The organism is Bartonella pachyuromydis (genome assembly GCF_039543065.1).
Lineage (GTDB): Bacteria > Pseudomonadota > Alphaproteobacteria > Rhizobiales > Rhizobiaceae > Bartonella > Bartonella pachyuromydis.
Genome location: NZ_BAABJA010000007.1, coordinates 18026 through 41517 on the forward strand (window position 1 = coordinate 18026; position 23492 = coordinate 41517).

The following is a 23492-nucleotide window of genomic DNA, read 5'->3' on the forward strand; positions in this document are numbered from 1 at the left end:
TTGTAGTATTTTTTTTTAGAAAAGGACTAAAGCAGTCTTTTTAAATTTAATAAGGAAGCGCTGCCATTGGATGTCCTTGCCAAGGAGGCAAAATGATATCTTTCGTCACCATAACGTTGAAGTTATAACCAGGACGAATAATAATTGTTGGCTGAATACCTAGATTTTTACGTGTCATTTCAATTCCAACTTCGCCCCATTGTCTACCAAGCTCTGCGGCTAACGTTTCTTTTGCTGTTGCCATTGTGCTATCATCATTACCTTTATGATGTGTTTTTTGAGATAATTGTGAAGCTCCTGAAATGACAGAAAGCAGAAAAGCATTCCCCAAAATTTTTAAATAATGATTATTGACCTTATCCTTAAATCCAGCATAACCAGACTGATCTGTCCCCGGCATATTTCCAAGAGTTAAAGAGGAACCATCTGGATAAATAACTCTCGACCAAGCAATAAGTGCTCTTTTTTGACCAGTAGATACACGACTATCATATGTTCCAACTAGCCTCGATCCCAAAGGAATTAAAACATTTTGGCCAGTAGCGGAATCATAAACACTTTCTCTTACTTGAGCTATGATTTGTCCGGGTAAATCACTGTTAATACCACTTATCATAATACTAGGAATAATGGTTCCAGCCTTAATCTCAAGACTTGCCCTGGTCGCTTCTTGACGCGTGTTTTTTAAGTAAACTTCTGCTTCTGGAGATTGAGATAAAAAAGCAATTTTTTGTGCTTGCATATTAGGATCATGCCCCCCATCACCATTGTATAAAGATGAGTTAGCGGATAATCCAGATCGACCAAATAAATTTTCAAGGGTTGCTTTTTGCGGATATGTATCTTGAATTGGAGATTGATTTTTTACCTTTGAATTGATTGTAAAGGAAACCGTAGGATCAGAATCTAAAGCAGCCTCTATTTTAGCCAAACGCCTCTCTTCGATATGTGTTAATAATCTTTTTTGTATTTCATCTTCTTCATCTACTGTTTTATCGAGTTGTTTTTGTTCTGGATTTGTATCTGCTTTTTCTGACTGTTTAGTTTCGGTTGATTTAATTGGCTCTAATGGTAACTTTGGTTCTTTTGCTTGAACATAATCATTACCCTCTGGACGAATTGGCAAAGGTGTTTCATCTATAAATAGTTTTTTTTTGTCTTCTACGGCAACATTATTAGATTGCTGCCGCAACATAAAAGTATATGTAATACCAACCAGAGCAAACGTAATGATACCTATAGCACCTATCAAAGGTATCTTGTTTAACCGCCGCACACCACGTCCTTTGGTTTTTGTAGAAAAAAAATCCGGAGATTCAGAAGGACTAATTTTTTGATTGTTTTTCACCCTTTTCTCCCATCATCTACACGAGCAATAAAAGGAGCATCCGGTACAATATTTCCATTTTTTAAACGAACATAATAACGCGTTATTTCAGTTAAATCATATTGTGCCACCAATACTATACCTTGATCCAAGGGCATCACTTTGTAGGTTAAATTTATACCCTTGTTTTTATATTTTTCTGGTTGGTCTGTATAAATTACACCATAGCCATTTTTTTGTAGAAGATTGACCAATAAAGGTGTAAACTTGTCCTCTGTATCATTTATTTTCATAATAAATGTTGTAGTTGCAGGAGGAAAAGGATCTCTAAGATAGCGAACAAAATCACTAGTAATTAAACTTGCATCATCCTCTGTAACATTTTGATCAACATAATTGACTAACAAAGATGAACGATGACCTATAGACGTGCAACCAGCCGTCAAAACAAGAAGCAACAACAATAGATATTTTAACATCTTAACGCCCCCTAATAATTGTTACTCTCTGCTGAGAACTTCCTACACCAGAAATCAAAGCCACTTTGTTAATAACTGCATCAACAACATATCGATTTCCTATCATGCGATAGTTTATTAATCTTTCGCTAGGTTTTTTTAAGCCCCCCCCATCATCACCAATAGCAATTAAAGCTGGTGCTGTCCCCCTAACTCCATCACTAGGTAATTCAATGTAAGTTTTAAACCCGTCTGTATAAACCCGTCTTGGATACCATTTAATCCTTCGATCACTAATCGTAATACGAAAGTTAAAATCAAGAGCAGCTAAATTTTGACCTGTTGGTAATGTAGTACGGCTTTTATCTGTAGCCGCTTTATATGCTGCCCAATCTTGATCTGTATCATCTGGATAAACAAAAGAAAGAAGAGGAATTGAAGAACTTTGCGTACTAGTGAGTTTGATCATATAAGTACGGCGATCCGTCGTAATAAAGAGATTTGTTGTTAAACCAGCATCTATAGGCTTTACAACAACATAAGTTGTTGATGCTGTACCACTCCCACTTACGGTAGGACTAATCTTCCACCTTACAGTATCACCAGCATGAAGAGAATTTATAGTCTCACCTGCTTGTAACTGAATTGTGCAAACCTCTAATGGTGTACACACCAATGTAGGCAAAGTAGCTCCATAAAGATATTTAATACTGCCGTCACCGGAATATATAGGCCTTTTTGGATTATTCTTCCATTGATTTGCCAATTTAATTCCCCATGCTTCCTTATCAGAAAGCATTACTCTTTTAGGAGAAATAAAATTAATGTTTTGTGATACATCTGTCGCCAGAGCTTTTGATGTTGCAAAAATAACTGTACTTATAAAAATAATTTTTTTTAACATAAAATTCCCGCTTTACGCATTTACTATGATTGATTTTAAAGTCTTGGCGTCCATGCAAATTGTTTAACATATAACCCAATAGGATTTAGCATTATTTGCTTTTCAGTTTTTGGTATTGCTAAAATAACTGTAGCGGTAGCTTGCCAAAGTTTAGTATCAATAATAGCACCTGATCGTGCTCTTTTCTTTTCAGTCCATTCAATTTGCCAAGTATCATCAGAAACAGGAACAATTGCATTAACTTGAATTTCTACTGTCTCCATTGCAGCACGTGAATAAGGATCATTTTGTTTATGATATTCAACAAGCATGGCATATGCAGGTGATTGAGGTAAGGTCATTGAATATGTCTGGTTTATGAGATCTTCTTCTGCTCTCATATCAACATAAACAGTACGTGCCCCAATAAGCCAATTACGTAATGCCGCCCGAATATGGGTCGCATTTGGTTTAGTAGCAACATTTGCCTTTGATAAATGAGTTACCTCACCGACCGAATTGGTTTGCACTATATAAGGAATAACAGTTTCTTCATTTGATTTCCAAATGAATGCTCCTACTGACATTGCAGTAATAATAATCATTCCAAAAGTTGCTAAACGCCAATTATTAGCGGACTTAATATAATCCCCATACCTTTCCATCCATTCTTTACGCGCTATAATATATGGATTGGAGGGTTTGTCATTTGTAGAATCTTTGCTTGTCTTCACAGTCCCCCCCTTAGGTTATAAAACTAAACAGTCCTCTTTAAAGATAATTTAACTTTCTTATGAAGCATTTTTTTTTCAATGTGAAGAAAACAATTTCGACTTATCCATAAAATAATTGTCTAAAATCAAAAAAAATATAACTTTAAACTAAAAAAGCACACCTTAAGTCTCTCTTTCTTTATCTGAAATATTTTTAACACTATTTTTTGTAATCTTGACTTTTGTGCCTTTTTTCCAATACCCAGCTTGAATAAAACCTCTCTTTGTAGTTTCCTTGACAAAAATTCTCTGATTTTCTTCAAAAAGAAGGAAATTCTTCTCTCTAATTTTTCTACGCCCCACATACTTAAATACGGATTCTTCACCGTTCCATACAACATGAGGTAGATTTCCAGTATATTTATTTCGCTCTTCTACCCACTCATGAAGTAAATTATCAATGTTATCTCTGTTGTGTTGCTTCACTTCATTTTTTAAAGTGTTTAAAATAGGATCATCAAAATCAACATTGATTTTATTGTTATACCCTTCACGGGGGCCATCGCGAAATGGGCTTTGGTACCTAAAAAGGAAACACCTGCAGCATTCTCTTCAAAAATTTCTGTCAATAGTTTTCCTGTAAAATCTGTATTCTTCCCTAAATCTTTCTTGAAAAACTGTTATTCTGTCATCAATTAACTTTGCAAAGAGCCAGTAAAACTCTTACAAGAATAAAGGGAAAGAATCATCTTAACCATGTGTAAAGGATGTAAAATGAGTCAAAAATCATGTGATGTAGCAATTTTAATGGGTAGCCAATCGGATTGGCAAACCATACATCATAGTGCGGATATTTTAACATGCCTTGGTATTTCTCATAGTTCTCATATTGTTTCAGCACACCGAACCCCTGAACGACTTTATCACTTTGCTAAAGGGGCAAAATCAGCGGGTTTTAAAGTATTGATTGCCGGCGCGGGAGGGGCAGCCCATCTTCCAGGAATGCTTGCAGCCCTCACGCCACTTCCTGTTTTTGGTGTTCCGGTGCACTCGCAGTCTTTATCTGGTCAAGATTCCCTGCTTTCCATTGTGCAAATGCCAGCAGGCATACCGGTTGGCACATTAGCCATTGGCAAATCCGGTGCTATTAACGCCGCGCTTTTAGCAGCAGCGGTGCTCGCAATTTATGATGATAATCTCGCACAAAGATTAGAAGATTGGCGCCAAAAACAAACAGAAAGTGTTGCACAAACTCCGGTAACTGAGGCTTAAAATGACAAAACTTTCCCACGCCTCCCTCACAGCTGACATGTCTTCACCTAGCACTTCTCCAGCCGGCACACTCAACACACCTACCACATCTACACCCAGCACCTTCGGCACACCCAACATGTCCGGCACACCCAACAGGGCTAGCATGTCCTCCTCTAGCACTACTACCCCAGTTGGCACACTCAACACAAATGGCATGTCCTCTCCCCTCAGTACATTTTCCAAACGTAAAGAGGGATCCGCTATGTTCCCTTCTGGAAGCACAATTGGTCTCATAGGCGGTGGACAGTTGGCGCGCATGCTTGCCATAGCAGCAGCAGAATTAGGGTTTGGCACGGTGGTTTTTTGCCCTGAAGCAAATTGCCCAGCGGCACAAACAGCAAACGAACATATTGTTGCCTCTTATGATGATCGTTCGGCATTAGATCGTTTTATTTCTCTGTGTGATGTTGTGACTTATGAGTTTGAAAATCTTTCGCTTGCAACGGTTCAATATGTAGAGCAAGCCAAAAATGTTTATCCCTCCTCGCAAGCACTAGAGATTACGCAAGATCGGCTTTTTGAGAAGCAATTTTTGCGTGATCAAGGCATTGGCACGGCATTGTGGTATGCTGTTGATGATTATTCTTCTCTTCTTTCCAGCCTCTCAGCATTAGGCGAGCGAGGTCTTTTGAAGACACGCCGTTTTGGTTATGATGGCAAAAACCAGATCATGCTGGATCATCCCCATGATCAAGCTGTTGATGAGGCTTTAAGCACTTTTCGAGGACAGCCCTTAATTTTAGAAGAAATTGTTCCTTTTTTATCGGAAATTTCGGTACTCTCGGCACGCACCAAACAAGGAGAACATATTTTTTATGATTGCCCTGAAAACCAGCATAAAAACGGCATTCTTCATAAATCCTTTGTACCCTCGCATGTTCCGCTTGAAGTGCAAAAGTCGGCACAAGAGATCAGTGTACGAGTGATGGATGCCTTAAATTATGTTGGCGTTCTTTGCATTGAATTTTTTGTTCTCATAGATGGGCGCCTTTTAGTGAATGAATTGGCACCTCGTGTGCATAATTCTGGTCATTGGACACAGAAGGCATGCATAACGTCACAATTTGAACAGCATATCCGTGCCATTTGCGGTCTTCCTTTAGGGAGCACTAAGCGCCATAGCAATTGCCAAATGATCAACCTTCTTGGTAACAATCTAAGCGAATTGAAATATTTTCTCAAACAAGCCCACACATCGGTCCATTTATATGGCAAAAGCTCTGTTCAACCACTCCGCAAAATGGGTCACATCATTCAATTAACCGGACCATCTAGCAAATCTTAACACAAGGCGAACAAAACACTCTCACTCCTCGCCCACATCATTTGAGAAGATTCTCTCCCATAAAATGGTAAATACACAAAGTCGTAAATCTTTCTCAAAACGCCCTCATGTAACACTTCATTTTTATCCATCCATCAACCACACACTCTGAGCGGTTATAAAAGCAAGGCTAATGTATTATAAATTCTTTTCTTTTTTACAGATAAGCGTATTTACGCTTTTCAATATTTACATAAAACAGTAAAAAGCAGCGATATATTACAACACTTTATACCCTATTCCTGACATCATCTAAGAAGCATCCTCCCATAAAATGGTAAATACGCAAAGTTGTAAATCTGTAAGTTCTCACCCCACCCCTCCTGTGGGCATAATAATCTGTGCTCTCAAAAACAACAACAAAGGCACCAAAACATAAGAAACAAAAAATTGATTGGCACAATCAGGTAGTAGCATGTCATACATCTTTTGAAGAATAACAGCCTCACGAGAGGCGGATCATGTTGATGTGAGAGTAAAATGCCAGAATACAAAATCCTCTAACTCTCTCACCCAATCGGATAATGATCGAAGAATACGAAAACTGGCTGAGAAATAGAAATAAGCACTGTCTGATAAAATGCCAGAGATATGCTGATATTTTACACGTTTCCCCCCGCAATACATAGTGATAATACAAAAGGAAAGAGTCTTTATTTTAATCAGCAATCAACCACAAAATGGCTTTTTGTTTTTTTTGGCTTAAGCTCTCGAAAAGTTTTCAACAGCAAAGTTTCTTTTTCGCCAAAGATTTCTGCATAGCTCTACAATGAAAGCGCTTTTTTTGTTGCAATATCCATATAAAAGAAGTGAATTGGAACATCCAGTATGTTAGCAATTTCCTGCAAACGTCCAGCGCCCACACGATTTCCTCCTTTTTCATACTTTTGGATTTGTTGGAAACTGTCTCCCAAATGGCGCCCTAATTCTTTTTGCGAAAATCTCATCATCCTTCTTCTGTAACGGATTTTTTTGCCTACAGAAATATCATTAACATGTGGAATTTTCACTTAGCTTTCCCCCTCCACCTGTTGCGAGCGCACTCGCATTGGTATTCCGGAAGTTAAAAACACTGAGTTCAGTCAGCCTTTTGCTTTTAGTACTTGGAAGCACCTAGACATGACAAAAACTCCCAGAATCCTAAGATACGCATAAAGTAGGTAAATTTTACGCTAGAGCTTAGTTTTTTTTGAATTCTTATTGGCCACTGCGTAAACGACCAAAATCGCTTCATGAGTAAAATAATTTCAGGAAATTGGCCATAAAGATAAAAAGATTTTTATATCGCCCAAAATAATTTGTCTTCTCAAATTCTGTATAAATGACATGCTCCTATCATAACACTTTTTCTCTATTATGCGGTAAAACACCGCCGTTCAGGCGATCATATAAGATATGTAACATATTGACATATAAAATATTTTAAAATTCCGTAGCAAATATTGAAGGCTTGCTTGTAGAGTCTATGACATGAATCACAAAAAGGGTCAGGAGGAAAACCCCGACTAAGAGCGGTCGTTTTTTACAAACCAATGTTGGTAGACCAATATGGGTAGGAATCTACGTCATTTGAGATACAAGAAGGAAGCATATTAACCAATATAGATTATATATTTACCGACATTCTTGATAAGAACCTCCATATTACCAATAAATTAAAATCCATTATGTTATTTAAGAAACAAGAATATGTGAGCTAGTAGCTCTAACACTGTGTATCATTCCCATACTTCTTGACTGACATTTGTTTTATCGACCGCGGCAGATTCAGAAATATAAAGATATTTTACAATAAACGACCTGTTTTTCATGCTTCACACGTTCAGCATCGCTCATGTAACTTTTGAGTACACCCTTTTTGATCAAAAACTTCTTACGACAACAGATGTTAATATAGCGATCTTATGGCTGAATCTGAGTCACAAAAAACAACCATTCGTTGATTGACAATTATAACCAAAATGTGTACCGCCTTATTTCATAGCAAGGTTATTTACAACAGAATGTACAATTGCTTTGTTTCATAGCAAAAATCATTTGTAAGCAAAATATGCACTGCCTTATTTCGTAGCAAAGATATTTGTAAATTTAAATGCTTATAGGAGTTTATCTCATGAGACGTATTATTTTAGCTGTGGCTTTGTTTTCTATTTTTTCTTCAGTATTATCTCCAATAACAGCGAGTGCATTGCCAGTAGGCGGTGGTTGGGGGATTGAACGGCAAAAGGTAGTGACTAAAATTATAGAGCGAAGTGGTAATAAAGACAATTTGGAAATAGTGCGGAGAACATTTCTTAGTGCAGTTCTTAACGCAATTATTATTCCTGAAAGAATAAATCTTTTTAGAAATAGCGATACTTACTTTCGGACAAAGAAGGAATATTATCCATATCTTCGTCAAATAGGATTGAAGAATAAATGTTGGAAAGTTGACCCTAAGCAGGATGGTAGTTACGAATGGGTATCATGCGAAATTAGATCAAATTCGTAAAAAAATGAGAGACTCTTAACTATAAGGCAGCGCATCTTGTTGCACGAGATGCGCCCTCTCACAAAGAGATAGCCTTTTTTGAGTGGTTTAGAGCTTAGAAGAAAAGATTAATTGGCACATTTCTCAGCTATAGCTGGTATAATATCAGACAACATATTAACCTAAATATAGTCAAGGGGTAACTTTTTTTGGTGAAAAAGTTTTTTCTGAATCTTTTCGCCCCTCAAGCTTTTGTCTAGGCGATAAAATTTCTTGTTTTTCAATGAAGACGGCTGTTTCTTACTGAGCTAAAAGAATGGTAAGGATAGTTGGAACATTGAAAAGGCTTCCATTCAAACCATCAAAAATACTTTACATTCTTTTTTCATTCGTAAAAGTATTTGGGGCTATTACTGAAGGTTCTACAGCGGTACTGAAAACTTTCACTATTTTGTTTTCACATAATTTTGTCCCTATAGAATTGATCCATAACACAGCTTCACATCTCAGTATCTCCTAGATTTAAAAGAAGATCTGCTCTCAATCTCGCCATGACTCTGGTTGCCCCCCCACAACGACTTCATTTACTCCGCAAAATGGGTCACATCATTCAATTAACCGGACCATCTAGCAAATCTTAACACAAGGCGAACAAAACACTCTCACTCCTCGCCCACATCATTGGAGAAGATTCTCTCCCATAAAATGGTAAATACGCAAAGTCGTAAATCTTTCTCAAAACGCCCTCATGTAACACTTCATTTTTATCCATCCATCAACCACACACTCTGAGCGGTTATAAAAGCAAGGCTAATGTATTATAAATTCTTTTCTTTTTTACAGATAAGCGTATTTACGCTTTTCAATATTTACATAAAACAGTAAAAAGCAGCGATATATTACAACACTTTATACCCTATTCCTGACATCATCTAAGAAGCATCCTCCCATAAAATGGTAAATACGCAAAGTTGTAAATCTGTAAGTTCTCACCCCCCCTCCTGTGGGCATAATAATCTGTGCTTGAACCACCAATCTCCCTTAAGCGGCGGCGCAAGCAAAGAGCAAATTTCACCCCTCGCCAGAACACCTCACACATTCTCTCCTTATCGCTTTAAACACCCTGTAAGCCCCTCAATCTTCAAAATTCTCCACCACTCTTCAAAGGAGCATAACAGTTTTCTTAAAGCATGCCCCTGCCCCCGCCATAAACAGCAAATGAACAGCATTTTCCCATACCGCCAACATACCGCCAAAGACATCAGCAACTTCCAAAACTACCCCCAACACTTTTCCATAAAAGCCACAGCAGGACTCTTTACGACGCCTTAACTATAGTAAAAGCCCTGTTCAACCACTCCACGAAATGGGACACATTATTCTCAAACAGCATCAGCCACAATTGTATTTTGTTCTGCTACAAAAGATTCTCTTTTGTTTCCATAATTAAAGAAGCGTATCTTCATCTTCCCCTATTGAAGCAAACATAAAAAGCTTTAAACTTTTCTCACGGTTTTGCTCTTTTTGGCCCATCGCACCAAAAATGATTCTCACTTGACAAGAAGAAGATTTCTTGTTAGAAGTGTCTCATATTTTCTTGCAATTTCACTTATTCGTTGTGTGAATGAAATGTGTTAATGCGTGCCTTTATTTTAAAGGTGCGTTTTTCTTTTGTGATCGCAGTGAAAGAGTGTACAATGGATGCAATGTTGTACTCACAACATGATAATACAATGTTGGTTATAGCACGGTATTGGGGTATAGGGTCATATACTGTAATATTGATGTTGTATATGAGAATTATGACATTGCGTTACATAAATAGAATAAACGGTGAGTACGATGAAAATTAAAAATTCACTTAAAGCATTGAGAGAACGCCACCGTAACAATCGTTTGGTGCGTCGCAAAGGTCGTGTTTATATCCTCAATAAAACAAACCCACGTTTTAGAGCACGCCAAGGTTAATGGTTTTTATGCCTGCTTTTTGTGGGCATGAAGCCTTTTTTCTCTTGAAAATTTAGATTACAAGTCCATTGTTTGATGTTACAGATCCATTATTTGAGAATGTATCGTTTGAGGACTTGTTTTGATGTTTTTTTTGCTTTTTTTAAAAACTCTAGGCTTGCGGATTTATGATATTTCCCAGCGATTTTTTTTAATTTTTATAGTCAATTTTTATTTTCTTTCCGTTGGCTACGGACAAAATCCTCCCTCCCTTTCTGAAGAATCTCCCTCTCCACAAATGCTTTTACCGCTGGAAGATATTATTCCGAACGCACCATCTTCAACACCAACGGTAGCGGATGCTGATTCATCGGCAACTCTTCTTGAAGATTTTGATACCAATCTTCCCTCTCGCACAGAAAGAGAGAAGCAGCGCAAAGAAGCCGAAGTTTTACGTCTTCTCAAAGAGTTAAAATTTTGTGCGAATGTTGGTGAAGGCAAGAAGCTCAGTGGTCAACTTCAACGTTTATGGTCGCAATCGGGAAGTGAGACGATTGATCTTTTAATGATATGGGCTGAGAATGCTATCAATGCCGATAATTACGGTCTTGCTCTTGATTATATTGACAATGCGCTTGCGCTTTTACCAAACTATGCCGAAGCTTGGATAAGACGTGCATGGATTCATATCCAATTGAGCGATTTTAAGCTTGCCATGCTAGACCTGCAGCATGCACTAGACATTGAACCCCGCAACTACATAGCCCTTTTTGAACTTGGCGTGACTATGGAAGCGACAGAACGTCACCAACTTGCCCTTAAAGCTTATGAGAAAGCCCTTGAATATTATCCACAAATGCAAAAGCTTCAAGATCGCGTTGAAACGCTTGTAGACGAACAGACACCGCAAAGCCTTTGACGCTTTACTCTTTTCATGAAAAGGCCTCGAAACAGCCTCATGGTGGTTGCAAAGAAATGAACAGGCTTTCTCTTTCTCGGCATAACTGAACACAGCCCTATTTAGCCGGCACTACCAAAACTTTCTCCCCGTAATGAACAACACAATGATGTGTAACAAACGCCACATCCAGCACCCTACCACTTTCAAACAACACTCTCTAAGAAGATTTCATAGAAATCATTTTCTCTCTAGCAGAAGATTTCAAACTGTTTTATAGTGGAGGGGGTGTTCTGCACTTCTCGACAGGAAATAACGTATTCCTGAGACCTTATTGATCTCCAAGGGAGCTGTCCCTGATTAGGCCCGTGGGCTTTTTCATATGGCGCCCACCTATTTTTTAGGTTCTTGGGGTCAACTTTTTCCATCGGCTGTTGTGGATCACCTTTTTTGCATCCATAAAACGAATTGTTCTAGCCTTTTCCCATGAAGCAAGAAGCGAATTATTATGGTATGTTTTTGGAGCTCCATGGAGAATTTTTGGCATTAGAAGGTTCTATTTTGTTGCATTTACCAGATACAAGACGCCATACACGGAATGATTGACATCATAATGACACAAAACACCGATCCTTCGCAATCTTCTACATTCATTCGCGCACAATTACGCAAAGTTGGTTTATCGAAGCGCGCTGCTCTTTGTGCACCAGAACGCGCAACTTTTTCACAGCAAGCCTGCACCCATTTGATTCGCCATCTTGAAGAACAGGGGGAAGATTTTTCACGCCTGATTTTGGCTGGCTATTGGCCGATAAAATCGGAAATTGATCCTCGTCCTTTACTTCATGCTATAGTATTACGTGGTGGATGTTTAGCATTACCGGCAGTCCTTGATGCGACCACTATGGTTTTTCGTGCTTACTCCCTCAATACCATGTTAGAGCCGATGCGCTTTGGCACTTTGGGTCCAAGGAAAGAAAATGTCGTTATTGTGCCAAATCTTATTATTGTTCCCCTTTCTGCGTTTGACAATCAATGTCACCGTCTTGGCTATGGAGGGGGATATTACGATCGCGCTGTTGAAGTCCTGAAAAAACAAGGGCATCAGATTAGGCTGTTAGGTTTAGGCTTTTCATGCCAAGAAGTTGAATTCATTCCCCCAGAAGAGCATGATCTTATTATGGATGGAATTTTTACAGAAAAAGGTTTATTAAAAGGCTAAAATGTGATTAAAACGCCTATGCGTTTTTTATTTTTAGGTGACATTGTTGGAACAACGGGCTGTCAAGCTGTTTTTGAACAGCTTCCGGATCTTATCGCCAAATGGCGGCTTGATTTTGTTGTAGTGAATGGTGAGAATGCCTCTGATGGATTTGGTATCAAGCAAGAGGCTTATCAAGACCTTTTAATGGCAGGAGTTGATGTTGTGACAACGGGCAACCATGCTTTTTCCTGCCATGAGACATTACACTATGCACATGAGAGCGATCGTTTTTTGCGTCCTGCGAATTTTATAGAGGAAACTCCTGGAAGAGGAGCTGGTATTTTTACCGCAAAGAATGGGGCACGTGTACTTGTTGCCAATCTTTTGGGCAGTATTTTTATGCCATGCAAGGTGCATGATCCCTTTGAAACAGCTGAAAAGATTCTATTTGCTTGTTCTTTGATGGACCAAGCAGATGCGATTATTTTTGACTTTCACGCCGAGACCACCAGTGAAAAGCAGTGTTTTGGGCATTTTCTTGATGGTCGTGTGAGTGTTATTGTAGGAACGCATACCCATGTTCCCACGGCTGACGCCCAGATATTAGAAGGTGGCAGTGCTTATTTATCGGATGCAGGAATGTGCGGAGATTATAATTCCTCCATAGGGATGGATAAGGAAGAGCCTTTACATCGTTTTCTTTACAAGCAAAAGCGAGACCGTTTTGAACCAGCGAGTGGCCCTGCTACCCTTTGTGGTTTAGCCGTTGAGCTTTCAGACCAGAGCGGTTTAGCAAAAAAGGTTTCAGCCATACGAATTGGTCCACATTTAAAACCTGAGATTCCAGATTTTTGGTAACGCTGTTTGCTCATTTTACACAGTATGCTCTCACGCTTTTTTTCTTTTCATGTTTCAAGGAATCTCACTCTCAAAAAACTTCTTCTCCACGATAATCTCAAATATCTTCCCAAAAGAGTCGCCGGCAAATAGCTCTCCAAGAAAAGCCACTCCCGATACCTCTCTGAAAAGAAAACATCCAAAATCTCTTGATCACCCAACATCCTAAAAGAAGGTTGCTAAACAAAACGACTAGGCAAAACCTACCATCACATATTCTTTAAACAGCTTGTCAGACAGCAGAAAGAAAGGAACCTAGGCACAACCTACATGCAGCATCAAGAAACTTTTCTTGCAAAACAAGCCGCCATGGAAATGATCCTTAAGCAAAATCTCAAATATCTCCCCAAAGAGAGCTCCCAATATCCTCAAAAGACAGGAGGCACTTAAAAGATTTTCTCCCTAAAGGCCGCAAAAAAAGCAAAGCAAATGCGTTCCCAAAAAAGAACCTAGAGGATGGGTTAAACTGTCACCCGTTGAATGGTAGCACCACATCGAGCTAATTTTTCTTCCAATCTTTCAAATCCGCGATCAAGATGGTATACGCGGTTGACAATTGTTTCTCCCTTTGCTGCCAAAGCCGCAATAACCAGAGAGACAGAAGCGCGCAAATCGGTGGCCATGACAGGTGCACCTTGCAAATTTTCTGTTCCATATACGGTTGCAGTTTGCCCATTGAGTTTTATCTGAGCCCCCAATCTATTGAGTTCCTGAACATGCATAAAACGATTTTCGAAAATTGTTTCGGTAATATGAGCAATTCCCTGCGCTCTTGTCATAAGAGCCATGAATTGTGCTTGGAGATCAGTTGGGAAAGCAGGATAAGGACCTGTTTTGATATCGACGGGCGTTATTTTTGTGTATTGTGGATCTCGTTTAACGTGAATTCCTTGTGGTTCTATTTGAATATCGAGTCCGGTTTTTTGGAGAACGCCAAGCACTTGGGTAAGATGATTAGGATTGGCATTTTTAAGGAACACATCGCCCCCTATCATAGCCACGGCCATAGCGTATGTTCCCGCTTCGATACGATCAGCGATGACACGGACTCTCGCCCCGTGGAGTTTTTTTACCCCCTCGACTGTGAGTGTTGAAGTTCCTTCACCGAGTATTTTTGCACCCATTTCGTTAAGGGTACGAATGAGGTTTGCCACTTCTGGTTCACAAGCAGCATTTTCAATGGTGGTTTTTCCCTTTGCCATGGTTGCGGCCATAAGCATCACATGGGTTCCCCCGACAGTGACTTTAGGAAAACAGTAGTGAGCCCCTTTGAGTCCTTTTTGCGCCTTGGCATGGACATAGCCATTTTCGATAGCAATATTGGCTCCCAAAGCTTTGAGTCCCTCGAGGATAAAATCGACGGGTCTTGTGCCGATAGCGCATCCGCCAGGCAAGGAGACGTAGGCTTCTTTACATCGTGCCAGCAGAGGACCGATCACCCAAAAACTTGCCCGCATTTTTTTTACCAGCTCGTATGGAGCACGGGTTGTAGCTATTTTTTGTGCGGTAAAATGGATTGTTCTTGAATCTATCGAATCATTCCCGGCATTTTGTCCATCGACGGCATAGCCAACACCATGATTATTAAGGATACGAATAAGCAATTCGACATCGGCCAGATGCGGAATATTTTCTAGAGTAAGTGTTTGTTCAGTAAGCAGAGAAGCAATCATCAAGGGCAATGCAGCATTTTTAGCCCCTGAGATAGGAATAGTGCCTTTAAGTTTTTTCCCGCCAATAATTTGAATAGCGTCCATAGTGTTTTCCCTTTTTCCCTTTGTGTTTCCCCTTCCAAAGGTTTTACCCCCTTGAGAAGTTATATTATTGTGATTTCACAACGAAACCGATGATCTTAGCAGACATCTCAAATGTTAGAACGAATCATTGAGAGGTTTGGTTGCAAAGGCGCGTCAAGAGACATTTTTTACAGCTCTGTTTGTGCTCTTTTTCGACTTTGCTCTTTTCGGCGTTTTAGGTTTTGACGCAATTGTTGAGCTAATCTTTCTTGGCGTTTTTTTTCTTTTTCATCTTTATGATTAATTTCTTGTTGTTTTTGATGCATTTGTGTCATTGCGCAATCTTTTAAACAGTGTTGAGCTTCTCCAAGCAACTCATAACTTTTGTATAAGAAATATATGTCATGACACAAGAGATGTTTTCTTTCAAGAATATAGAAATGTTCTCTTGCCTATTTTATGACAATATGGCACAAGACAGCGCAAAGATTGCAAAGGGCTGCGGTAGCTCAGTGGTAGAGCACTCCCTTGGTAAGGGAGAGGTCGAGAGTTCAATCCTCTCTCGCAGCACCATTATACACAATATTCTTCTCTCTATTGCCAGAACAGCGTTATAAACAGTGTATTTTTTGTGCTTTAGGCATTTTCACAAGATCTGCTGATTCTATTGTTTCGGCAATTTTACATATTTGCAAAGCTAAACGGCTGCTGTTTTTTCCCACGGCGCATTCACCACTCTCATAGGCTCTGGTGAACCTTCTGATCACAATGGAGCCTCCTCTCCCACGAAAAAACCGATATTTGCCATAGACATAGCTCCAATCTTTCACTCTAGACCAGCTATAGAAAAAACGCCCTACTAGCTTTCTCCTGACACACTCATTTCTCCTACTCCCGACTTCCTCTTAAAACACCACTCTAACAGCCGCGAAACGAAATAATGCCGCGCATACATCTCTCCCCATAAAAACGGACAACAGTTTTTTATTGTTTTCTCGCCAGTAAAATCTTCTCACACTCCAATGAAACTGCCCAATAAACATTTCGCCCACATCACCGCGCAAAACGCCCGCACAAAAGCCTTGAGAGCAAGGCTTACTGATATTTATCCCGCCCCAGATTTGCAAACATCTCCACCACAAACTCGATGCATCCATTGCCGCACAAAACGCCAAAGCTCCTTTCTCTCCAACAACCACAGCACAACCCAAAAGCATTTTGATGCTTCAAAGCAAAGTTTTTGTAAAAAAAAACGTTTAAAAGCTGCATCACTTTCTCTTGATTATTTTCCCCTCACAGCCCTTTCCAAGAAGGCGTCTCCTATCAACACCTCACAAATTTTTCCACCAGCGCTCCTTCAAACCTTTTTTCTATTTGTGGAATTCCCATCCAATATTTCCCCGCACCCAATTCATATGTCCTCTCTCCTCCACACCCAATCCTTGCAGCCCAACAGCCACGGTACAAAACTGATGCTGCGCCCCATCAAAAACGTGCAAGTGGCATGCTTTATGGGCTAAAATTTCTGACGCCCCACACACTTTTTTAAGCAGCTCTAGCCCTTCTTGCTCGCCAATACACTCCTGCAACCTTTAGCCCACAACACAATCTCCTCTCCCACGAAAAAACAGATCCAAGCATTGCCCAAGTAACTCCAACCCGCTTAGAGGGTCCGCAGCTCTCACCCCACTTTACAATACCCCTCATCCTACTTCACAGTTATGTAATGCGGATATTTTCCATTCTGATACCCCTTGTAGCGGCAGACTTAATGTGTTGGACCATCATTTCCAAAGCCTCATTAAAACGGCGAATTTCATTTTCAAGCCTGCGAATATACACTTCATCACGATAAGCACGCTTAATGAGAGGCGGCATATCGGGCCAATAGAGCATCAAATCCACCCATTCCCGCTGAGCGATCCATAATCCTCCCTGACATTGTGCTTTATGTTCTTCTGGAAAACCCCTTTGATAGAAATGAGGAATAAGGATTTCAGGTTTTTTTGTTTTAATTTCCAACAATCCGTTTGTTCCCACAAAAGCATCGGGAGAAAAGCCTTTCATTCGGTCATCGGCGAGGACAAATCCCACACATTCCGGCTCTGAATGAGTGAGTGTTGCATAAAGCCTTCGGGCATTTGGTTCTAATTCTGTTCCGCGTCGCATAGCAAGGGTTGTTCCCTCCTCGACGGTTTTTCCAGTAATTCTTTCTCCCGCGAGTTTCATCATAATGGATTGATATCGTGAAGTTTTTTGTCCCTGTTTTTTTTGTGCCATCACGGTTTCAAACAAAGAAGCTGTGATCAACCCATTGCGTGCTTGTTGCCATTGTTCTGTTCCTTGAATACAATCGACAATTATTGGCATAGTCCCCCCTATCCCGCTTATTTTTAAGCGTTTTTCTTTAACATTTTGTTTTTAAATGATTTTTTATAAAGCATCCTCACAATTCTTTAAAACATTTTCTCTTTTAAGAAACAGGTCTTTTTGAAAAAATTTTCTGCCTGCCAACCACTCCCAAGACACTCATCTCTCCTTCTCCCGACTTTCTCTTAAAACACCGCCCCAACAACCGCGAAACGAAATAATGCCGCGCATACATCCACCCCCCTTATCAAAAACTGCCAATTGCTTTTATTGTTTTCCCTTATTGTTTTCTCGCCAGTACAATTCCCCCTTCCTCAATGAAACTGTCCAATAAACATTTCGCCTGCATCACCGCGCAAAACGCCTGCCCTCCCTTGCCTTCAAAAGCTTTCATGTTTGTTCTGCCTCATATCTGCAAACACCGCCCCCGCAAACTCCGTGTACCCGTACCCATTGGCCGCACAAAACACCGCCCCAACAGCCGCGAAACGAAATAATGCCGCGCATACATCCACCCCTCTTATCAAAAACTGCCAACTGTTTTTATTGTTTTCCCTTATTGTTTTCTCGCCAGTACAATTCCCCCTTCCTCAATGAAACTGTCCAATAAACATTTCGCCTGCATCACCGTGCAAAACGCCTGCCCTCCCTTGCCTTCAAAAGCTTTCATGTTTGTTCTGCCTCATATCTGCAAACACCGCCCCCGCAAACTCCGTGTACCCGTACCCATTGGCCGCACAAAACACCGCCCCAACAGCCGCGAAACGAAATAATGCCGCGCATACATCCACCCCTCTTATCAAAAACTGCCAACTGTTTTTATTGTTTTCCCTTATTGTTTTCTCGCCAGTACAATTCCCCCTTCCTCAATGAAACTGTCCAATAAACATTTCGCCTGCATCACCGTGCAAAACGCCTGCCCTCCCTTGCCTTCAAAAGCTTTCATGTTTGTTCTGCCTCATATCTGCAAACACCGCCCCCGCAAACTCCGTGTACCCGCACCCATTGGCCGCACAAAACACCGCCCCAACAGCCGCGAAAGACAATTGAAGCCGCACGTGCCATAAAAAAAAACTACAAGCGACATGTTTTATGATCTTAAATTAATAGGCTGAAAATTATTAACGCTCCACACCTCTACCTTCCTCGACCCTGCCTCAACTTTCCAGACCTCACGTCTATGCGCTTCCACAACCTTCTGCCCACGATGGAATCTCGTCTCTCCATAAAAAATATACCCCATAGACATACCTCCAAAGCTTTCACTCTAAAACAGCGGTAGAAAACCTCACTGATGCCTTTCTCTCGATACGATTCCCCTAAAACTCTTCTTAAACCATCGCTCTCACATTATTCATACAGTAGCAGTACAGCCCTGAAGCATTTTGATGCTTCAGGGCAAAGTTTTTGTTGAAAAACGCTTAAAGGCTGTATCTTTTTTTATTGGAGAGCTCTCTTAATCATGCTGACGCACGATACAAAAATCATCGCGGCAATATTTTTCTGCCAAATTTTTTGCCACACATTCTGCAGCCTTTTGTGATATAAAAAGGAGAGCATTGTGTTTTTGTGGTTCAAGCCTGATGGTATTTTGGCTATTTCCAGCATAGTAAAGTGGAATGCCCCGATAGAAAGTCTTGAGATAACTAGCCATAGTTTCTTACCACCAGTAATCGTTTAAAACATCACAGGGACGCAAGCGATGCTGTTTTTCATAAGAACCATAGAGATTATCTTCATAATCGCGCGCAGCATTTTCACTAAGGTAACTATGATAGGCCTCACTATTAAGGATAAAAGGCTGAATTTGACTATTTTGTTCGTCGATTTCATGATTTTCGACATAGATATCGGCGAGTTGTTCACTCACATCCTCGGCATGAAGTGTCATAACATCGAGACGCAGGATTCTGTGAATCGTTTCATATTCTTCAAGAATTTCGAGCACTTCTTCGATTTGCTCGAATGGCCCTTCATAGGCATCCCCCTTTTCATCTTCACAGAGAATAATGAGTATTTCATCCTCTTTAACGAACGGCATATTTTTCATAATTTCCCCCCTTTCTATAGTTGATAAAAGACAGCTTTGTCTTGACAAGGCTGAATATAGCGTTACTCTTATATCCTCTATGGGGGATATGTCAAACTATTTTATCCTTAATAAAAGATATATTTTCATCTTTACGAGGTTCAAAGGACATACGCGAACACCACTTATTCACTTTTTCCCATCCGATGCCCCATCCGATGCCCCATCCGATGTCCGAGCAGATGTCCGAGCAGATGTCCTTGTATTGTTCTCTATTTGTTCTTACCCAATACAATCATCAACAGACAGGAGAGCCAAAAATGCGTGATTTAGAATTGATACAATACTGGCGTAGTCTTGATTCAAAGACACGGAAAGAGCTTATTTTGCTGCTCCGGCATTTGATCGGCGCAAAAGAGTCAAAATTGCCTGCCTCTCGTCCGGAGAAAGCTTTGAAATAAGCTCGATAAATTCTTTATCTGCAGAACTTGCGTCCTGACCATAGAGGATATAATTCATACTGATATTAATTTCGTGACAAATTTGCGAGAGAGATTCGATTGTTGGTTCTTTTCCTTCCGTGAGGATAGAGTGGAGATATCCAGCCCCTTTACCGGCAGCGAGGGAGATTGATCTTTTTGAGCGTCCACTTTTTTCGAGTACAGCACTTAATCTTTGCCGCCAACCATTGATATTCATAGTCTCACCATATAGCGCGTCTTTATTAAAAAACACGTCCTTTTTGTAAAACGAGCTTGCATTATCCTCCAAAAAGGATAAAATTAAGAAAAAAATTCTATTTTTAAGGGAGATAAAATCATTTTCGGGTCGAAAGAACACTTTATCACCCCAAAGGATGTAAAAATGCCCCCCCGCCAGCTCGTATATGTTCAGCAATATTGCTTTATTTATCCTTTACCATCTGTGCAATCTCAAATGGTCAATTTATAAGCGATTTAGTATGTACTATCACTTTAGACTGTATCAAGGAACGCCTAAATCTGTGCCATTTAACGGACCAAACCGCAATAAGACTGCACTCCTTCGACTCAAGCATAAAAATTTTAATCGAATTCCACTAAACGCATAAAGAGCCATTACATGCATAAACACACTATTTCCGGTTTGATTGAGAAAAGAAACATTAAAAAAGAAGAAGGCAGATTGAAGCATGAAACACGCCAATCACCAAGAAACTCCTCATTATGAATCGTCTAGACTTCCTTATGTTTGTTGGTATCAGAATGATTTTCTAGGGGGGGTACGTGGCATGCGAGCCCACGAAATTGGAATTTATACAATTCTTCTTAACGAAATGTATGCCCGCGGTCGTCCTCTAGAATTATCGGTAGAACGTTTAGCGCGTCTTTGCGGCTGTGACAAGCGAACTTTTGTCAATGTTTTAGAAATGCTTATAGAAGAGGGAAAGATTTTAAATTTAGCGAATGGTTTATGGAACAAGCGTTGTGAAATTGTTTTTCAAGAGCGAGAAAAATTGCTTGAACAAAAATCTTTTGCGGGGCATTGTTCGGCAAAAAAACGCAGGAGAATCAATGCTGAGATTGAACATCTGCGGAATAATTGTACAAGAGATGATGAACAAAATTTAGAAGCTCAAAACAGAGAAGAAAAGGAAACACCTTACGGTGTTTTAGAAAAGAAGTTTTTGTTGACCAGACCAAAAGAGGAGAAAGCGCTCAATTATGCGCCGATATCCAGAAAAACTTCTCTCTGCCTCAAGCAGCAAGATACAATGGAGAATTCGCCCCCACCGACAGAGAGGCAAAGCCAATCCCCAACAAGCTTCAACAACTCTACAGACATGCGAGAAGAGCGCACCACCACAGGCACCACTTTTCCCACGAAGCAGGCTCCAAACATGCATCATCAAAACTCTACTCCACCGGTAGACGAACAAAGCCCTCCAGTAGAAAAGCGCGCTACCTCACACTTACAGGAGAAGTTCACCCCCACCTCCACCACAACAGGCGATACCTTCTCCACCCCAATCATCCTCGACACAGGCAGTCAAAATCTTGCCTCAACGGCATGCCCACAAAGCTCTCAGTCTTTCGCAACAAACCTTGACATTCCCACAAGCTTGCAGAAAGGCACCACCAAGAACTCCACCTGCTCTTCCACCATTCAAGTGAGCAACACAGACGGCCCCAATCATACCCCACCGACAGAGAGGCAAAGCCACCCACCAACGAGCCTCGACATCTCACATTTTGAGGAAGACCAGGCCTCCTCCGCACCACCTCACATATCCTCTCCCACCGGCGATACTTCCAATGCAGGCAAACAAGCCAAAAGCCGCACAGTGCTAGCTAAAGGACACCGTCTTCCCAGCGACTGGCAAGCAGACATTGAGGCAGCGATTTTAGAAGGTTTGAGTGAAGAGCAAGCGCGATGGCAAGAAAAGAAATTTCGTGACTATTGGCAAGCCAAAAGCGGCAAAGACGCGCTTAAAGTGGATTGGCAAGCCACATGGCGCAATTGGTTTCGCCGAGAGATTGAACGGATAAAAGAACATCAGGAAAGACTTGCCATTTTTTCTTCTCATAACCGCCTATCACCACCAAACAAAGAAAAAGAAAATGAATCTCTTTACCGCAGTCTTATCAACTACTCGGCCAACGAACATAAGCATGATTTTTAAGAAACTTTTTTTGATCAAAGCAGAAGAAAAGAGAGCAGAGGAGAGGCCATATGCAAGCCTCAATCTCTTGGCACTATCTGATGAAACCTCTTCCATCCTTAAGCAACAAGATGCAACAGAGAATTTTGCCACCCCAGCGTCAGAGTGGCCAAGCCCTCCAGCAGAAAACCTCAATACCCCCACAAACCACACCACCATAGGCAATGCACTCTCCCCCCCAACGCATAGCCATAATACAAGCTGTAAAATCCAAAGCCTCACACCGACACACTCACAAAGCTCTAGACACGCCAGTGTAAATCTCGACAATCTCACAAATTTGCGAACAAACACAAACCACACCACAGCCACCCCAGACGCTACTGGCACTTCTATGTTTCACCTTCCCAACGCGAACAATCAAACCAAAATCCTTACCTCCCACACCACGAGCAATACCTTCTCTCTCATAAGCCATACCCCTAACATACATAACCAAAGCCTTAGCATAGCAATAAACAAACAAAGCCCTCCACCAACAAGCCTCTATACTGCTACAAACCACACCTCCACCACGTCGCATGCTCTTTCCCACAAACGACATGCCTTTTACAATACCTCACATGCCCACCACACACAGCCAAGTCCCAAGCCATATAATCAAGTGCAAAATCCTCCCCCACGGGCAGACATGCCAAGCCCTCCAGTAGCAAACCACGATATCTCACAGTTAAGGAGAACTCCACCACCACGCCCCCACGGACAACGTCTTGCGCACGCACCACATTTCTAATACGGATAGCCAAACCCAAAATCTTAGCTCTTCCACCACCACGCCCCCTCTGCACAATTCCAGCCACCAACACGGGCATTCAAGATTGCAGTCCAGCGTCAGAGTGGCAGATCCTTCCAGCAGCAAACCGCGATAGCTCACACTGACAGGAGGACAACACCTCTACCACAATAAGCGATACACTCTCCACGCCACCCCACATCACCAAATCGCGCCTCCAACCCCAAAGCCGCGCGGTGATACCCAAAGGACAATGTATTCTCTGCAATGAGCAAGCAAACAGTGGCGGCGATTTTACAAGGATTGGATAAAAACAAGCCCCAAGAGCTGCTACATCCCTAGATTTTAAAGCCAACCACATAGGAGAAAAAATTCATAACCCGTGGCATGCCAAAAGTGGCAAAGACATGCTGAAAAGTGGATTACCCCCTATCGAGCAACGGCTTTTGCCAAAAGAACGGGCAGATAAAAGAACATCAAGAAGCCCT

At 40.9% G+C, this 23492-nt stretch carries 27 protein-coding genes, 1 tRNA gene and 1 other RNA gene; 11 read left to right on the forward strand and 18 right to left on the reverse strand.

Annotation, left to right across the window (positions count from 1 at the left end; all coding sequences use genetic code 11):
• Positions 1–46: 46 nt before the first annotated feature.
• From ABD917_RS05815 to ABD917_RS05835, 5 genes are all read right to left on the reverse strand, one after another.
• Positions 47–1348 carry a TrbI/VirB10 family protein gene (locus ABD917_RS05815; protein ID WP_345119165.1) on the reverse strand — a complete coding sequence of 434 codons (1302 nt, stop codon included), beginning with the start codon at positions 1346–1348 and terminating at the stop codon, positions 47–49.
• The gene (locus tag ABD917_RS05820; RefSeq protein ID WP_345119167.1) at positions 1345–1806 is read right to left on the reverse strand and encodes a hypothetical protein; all 462 of its coding nucleotides are present in this window, start codon (positions 1804–1806) and stop codon (positions 1345–1347) included. Before ABD917_RS05820 ends, ABD917_RS05815 begins: the two co-directional genes overlap by 4 nt.
• Position 1807: 1 nt before the next feature.
• Positions 1808–2689, reverse strand: coding sequence for a P-type conjugative transfer protein TrbG (gene trbG, locus ABD917_RS05825; protein ID WP_345119168.1), 882 nt, complete (start codon positions 2687–2689; stop codon positions 1808–1810).
• A 35-nt stretch (positions 2690–2724) separates the two neighbouring features.
• Positions 2725–3402 carry a VirB8/TrbF family protein gene (locus tag ABD917_RS05830; protein WP_345119170.1) on the reverse strand — a complete coding sequence of 226 codons (678 nt, stop codon included), beginning with the start codon at positions 3400–3402 and terminating at the stop codon, positions 2725–2727.
• Positions 3403–3564: 162 nt separating this feature from the next.
• Positions 3565–3867, reverse strand: coding sequence for a hypothetical protein (locus ABD917_RS05835; protein ID WP_345119171.1), 303 nt, complete (start codon positions 3865–3867; stop codon positions 3565–3567).
• Between the two features lie 288 nt (positions 3868–4155).
• Here ABD917_RS05835 and purE point away from each other — a divergent pair, with 288 nt between their 5' ends.
• Both purE and ABD917_RS05845 read left to right on the forward strand, forming a co-directional pair.
• Positions 4156–4653 carry a 5-(carboxyamino)imidazole ribonucleotide mutase gene (gene purE / locus ABD917_RS05840; protein ID WP_345119172.1) on the forward strand — a complete coding sequence of 166 codons (498 nt, stop codon included), beginning with the start codon at positions 4156–4158 and terminating at the stop codon, positions 4651–4653.
• A gap of 196 nt (positions 4654–4849) precedes the next feature.
• Entirely contained in the window at positions 4850–5980 is a 1131-nt protein-coding gene (locus ABD917_RS05845) for a 5-(carboxyamino)imidazole ribonucleotide synthase (RefSeq protein ID WP_425548552.1), read from the forward strand.
• Positions 5981–6783: 803 nt separating this feature from the next.
• Here ABD917_RS05845 and ABD917_RS05850 read toward each other — a convergent pair.
• On the reverse strand, positions 6784–7029 hold the full coding sequence (locus ABD917_RS05850) for a helix-turn-helix domain-containing protein (protein WP_425548551.1): 246 nt from the start codon (positions 7027–7029) through the stop codon (positions 6784–6786).
• A 1103-nt stretch (positions 7030–8132) separates the two neighbouring features.
• Between ABD917_RS05850 and ABD917_RS05855 the strand changes: the two genes are divergently transcribed.
• The gene (locus ABD917_RS05855; RefSeq protein ID WP_345119173.1) at positions 8133–8510 is read left to right on the forward strand and encodes a hypothetical protein; all 378 of its coding nucleotides are present in this window, start codon (positions 8133–8135) and stop codon (positions 8508–8510) included.
• A 1140-nt stretch (positions 8511–9650) separates the two neighbouring features.
• On the opposite strand, the gene ABD917_RS05860 is transcribed toward ABD917_RS05855, so the two are convergent.
• On the reverse strand, positions 9651–9776 hold the full coding sequence (locus tag ABD917_RS05860) for a hypothetical protein (protein WP_345119174.1): 126 nt from the start codon (positions 9774–9776) through the stop codon (positions 9651–9653).
• A gap of 555 nt (positions 9777–10331) precedes the next feature.
• Here ABD917_RS05860 and ykgO point away from each other — a divergent pair.
• The 5 genes from ykgO to ABD917_RS05885 all read left to right on the forward strand — a co-directional run bounded on the left by ykgO (position 10332) and on the right by ABD917_RS05885 (position 13396).
• On the forward strand, positions 10332–10457 hold the full coding sequence (gene ykgO / locus ABD917_RS05865; RefSeq protein ID WP_011181208.1) for a type B 50S ribosomal protein L36: 126 nt from the start codon (positions 10332–10334) through the stop codon (positions 10455–10457).
• 124 nt (positions 10458–10581) lie between these two features.
• Entirely contained in the window at positions 10582–11355 is a 774-nt protein-coding gene (locus ABD917_RS05870; protein WP_345119175.1) for a tetratricopeptide repeat protein, read from the forward strand.
• Between the two features lie 266 nt (positions 11356–11621).
• A non-coding RNA gene (gene ssrS / locus ABD917_RS05875) (6S RNA) lies at positions 11622–11781 on the forward strand.
• Positions 11782–11947: 166 nt separating this feature from the next.
• Positions 11948–12556: a 5-formyltetrahydrofolate cyclo-ligase gene (locus ABD917_RS05880; RefSeq protein ID WP_345119176.1), complete on the forward strand. Its 609-nt coding sequence runs from the start codon at positions 11948–11950 to the stop codon at positions 12554–12556.
• Between the two features lie 18 nt (positions 12557–12574).
• Positions 12575–13396: a TIGR00282 family metallophosphoesterase gene (locus ABD917_RS05885; protein ID WP_345119223.1), complete on the forward strand. Its 822-nt coding sequence runs from the start codon at positions 12575–12577 to the stop codon at positions 13394–13396.
• A gap of 500 nt (positions 13397–13896) precedes the next feature.
• Here the strand turns inward: ABD917_RS05885 and murA are convergent, their stop codons facing one another.
• Both murA and ABD917_RS05895 read right to left on the reverse strand, forming a co-directional pair.
• Entirely contained in the window at positions 13897–15192 is a 1296-nt protein-coding gene (gene murA, locus ABD917_RS05890) for a UDP-N-acetylglucosamine 1-carboxyvinyltransferase (RefSeq protein WP_345119178.1), read from the reverse strand.
• 167 nt (positions 15193–15359) lie between these two features.
• Complete coding sequence (locus ABD917_RS05895; RefSeq protein ID WP_345119179.1) at positions 15360–15506, reverse strand: hypothetical protein; 147 nt, start codon at positions 15504–15506, stop codon at positions 15360–15362.
• A gap of 163 nt (positions 15507–15669) precedes the next feature.
• On the opposite strand from ABD917_RS05895, the gene ABD917_RS05900 reads away from it, so the two are divergent.
• Positions 15670–15744 (forward strand) — tRNA-Thr (locus tag ABD917_RS05900).
• A 38-nt stretch (positions 15745–15782) separates the two neighbouring features.
• Here the strand turns inward: ABD917_RS05900 and ABD917_RS05905 are convergent.
• A complete protein-coding gene (locus ABD917_RS05905) occupies positions 15783–15938 on the reverse strand; it encodes a hypothetical protein (RefSeq protein ID WP_345119180.1) in 156 nt (51 codons plus the stop codon).
• A gap of 255 nt (positions 15939–16193) precedes the next feature.
• Here ABD917_RS05905 and ABD917_RS05910 point away from each other — a divergent pair, with 255 nt between their 5' ends.
• A complete protein-coding gene (locus ABD917_RS05910) occupies positions 16194–16691 on the forward strand; it encodes a hypothetical protein (RefSeq protein ID WP_345119181.1) in 498 nt (165 codons plus the stop codon).
• Between the two features lie 199 nt (positions 16692–16890).
• Here ABD917_RS05910 and ABD917_RS05915 read toward each other — a convergent pair whose 3' ends face one another.
• The 5 genes from ABD917_RS05915 to ABD917_RS05935 form a co-directional block, all read right to left on the reverse strand.
• Positions 16891–17541, reverse strand: coding sequence for a lambda exonuclease family protein (locus ABD917_RS05915; RefSeq protein ID WP_345119182.1), 651 nt, complete (start codon positions 17539–17541; stop codon positions 16891–16893).
• Between the two features lie 1090 nt (positions 17542–18631).
• Entirely contained in the window at positions 18632–18784 is a 153-nt protein-coding gene (locus tag ABD917_RS05920) for a hypothetical protein (RefSeq protein WP_345119183.1), read from the reverse strand.
• A 213-nt stretch (positions 18785–18997) separates the two neighbouring features.
• A complete protein-coding gene (locus ABD917_RS05925; protein WP_345119185.1) occupies positions 18998–19195 on the reverse strand; it encodes a hypothetical protein in 198 nt (65 codons plus the stop codon).
• A 6-nt stretch (positions 19196–19201) separates the two neighbouring features.
• Complete coding sequence (locus ABD917_RS05930) at positions 19202–19591, reverse strand: hypothetical protein (protein ID WP_345119186.1); 390 nt, start codon at positions 19589–19591, stop codon at positions 19202–19204.
• 360 nt (positions 19592–19951) lie between these two features.
• Positions 19952–20269, reverse strand: coding sequence for an XRE family transcriptional regulator (locus ABD917_RS05935; protein ID WP_345119187.1), 318 nt, complete (start codon positions 20267–20269; stop codon positions 19952–19954).
• Between the two features lie 472 nt (positions 20270–20741).
• Here ABD917_RS05935 and ABD917_RS05940 point away from each other — a divergent pair, with 472 nt between their 5' ends.
• A complete protein-coding gene (locus tag ABD917_RS05940; protein ID WP_345119188.1) occupies positions 20742–22232 on the forward strand; it encodes a YdaU family protein in 1491 nt (496 codons plus the stop codon).
• Between the two features lie 271 nt (positions 22233–22503).
• Here ABD917_RS05940 and ABD917_RS05945 read toward each other — a convergent pair whose 3' ends face one another.
• The 3 genes from ABD917_RS05945 to ABD917_RS05955 are packed head-to-tail and all read right to left on the reverse strand — an operon-like array spanning position 22504 to position 23321.
• A complete protein-coding gene (locus ABD917_RS05945; protein WP_345119190.1) occupies positions 22504–22794 on the reverse strand; it encodes a hypothetical protein in 291 nt (96 codons plus the stop codon).
• Positions 22766–23083 (reverse strand): hypothetical protein, encoded by a 318-nt coding sequence (locus ABD917_RS05950; RefSeq protein WP_345119191.1) that lies wholly within the window; start codon positions 23081–23083, stop codon positions 22766–22768. Before ABD917_RS05950 ends, ABD917_RS05945 begins: the two co-directional genes overlap by 29 nt.
• A 58-nt stretch (positions 23084–23141) precedes the next feature.
• Positions 23142–23321, reverse strand: coding sequence for a hypothetical protein (locus tag ABD917_RS05955; protein ID WP_345119192.1), 180 nt, complete (start codon positions 23319–23321; stop codon positions 23142–23144).
• Between the last annotated feature and the right edge of the window lie 171 nt (positions 23322–23492).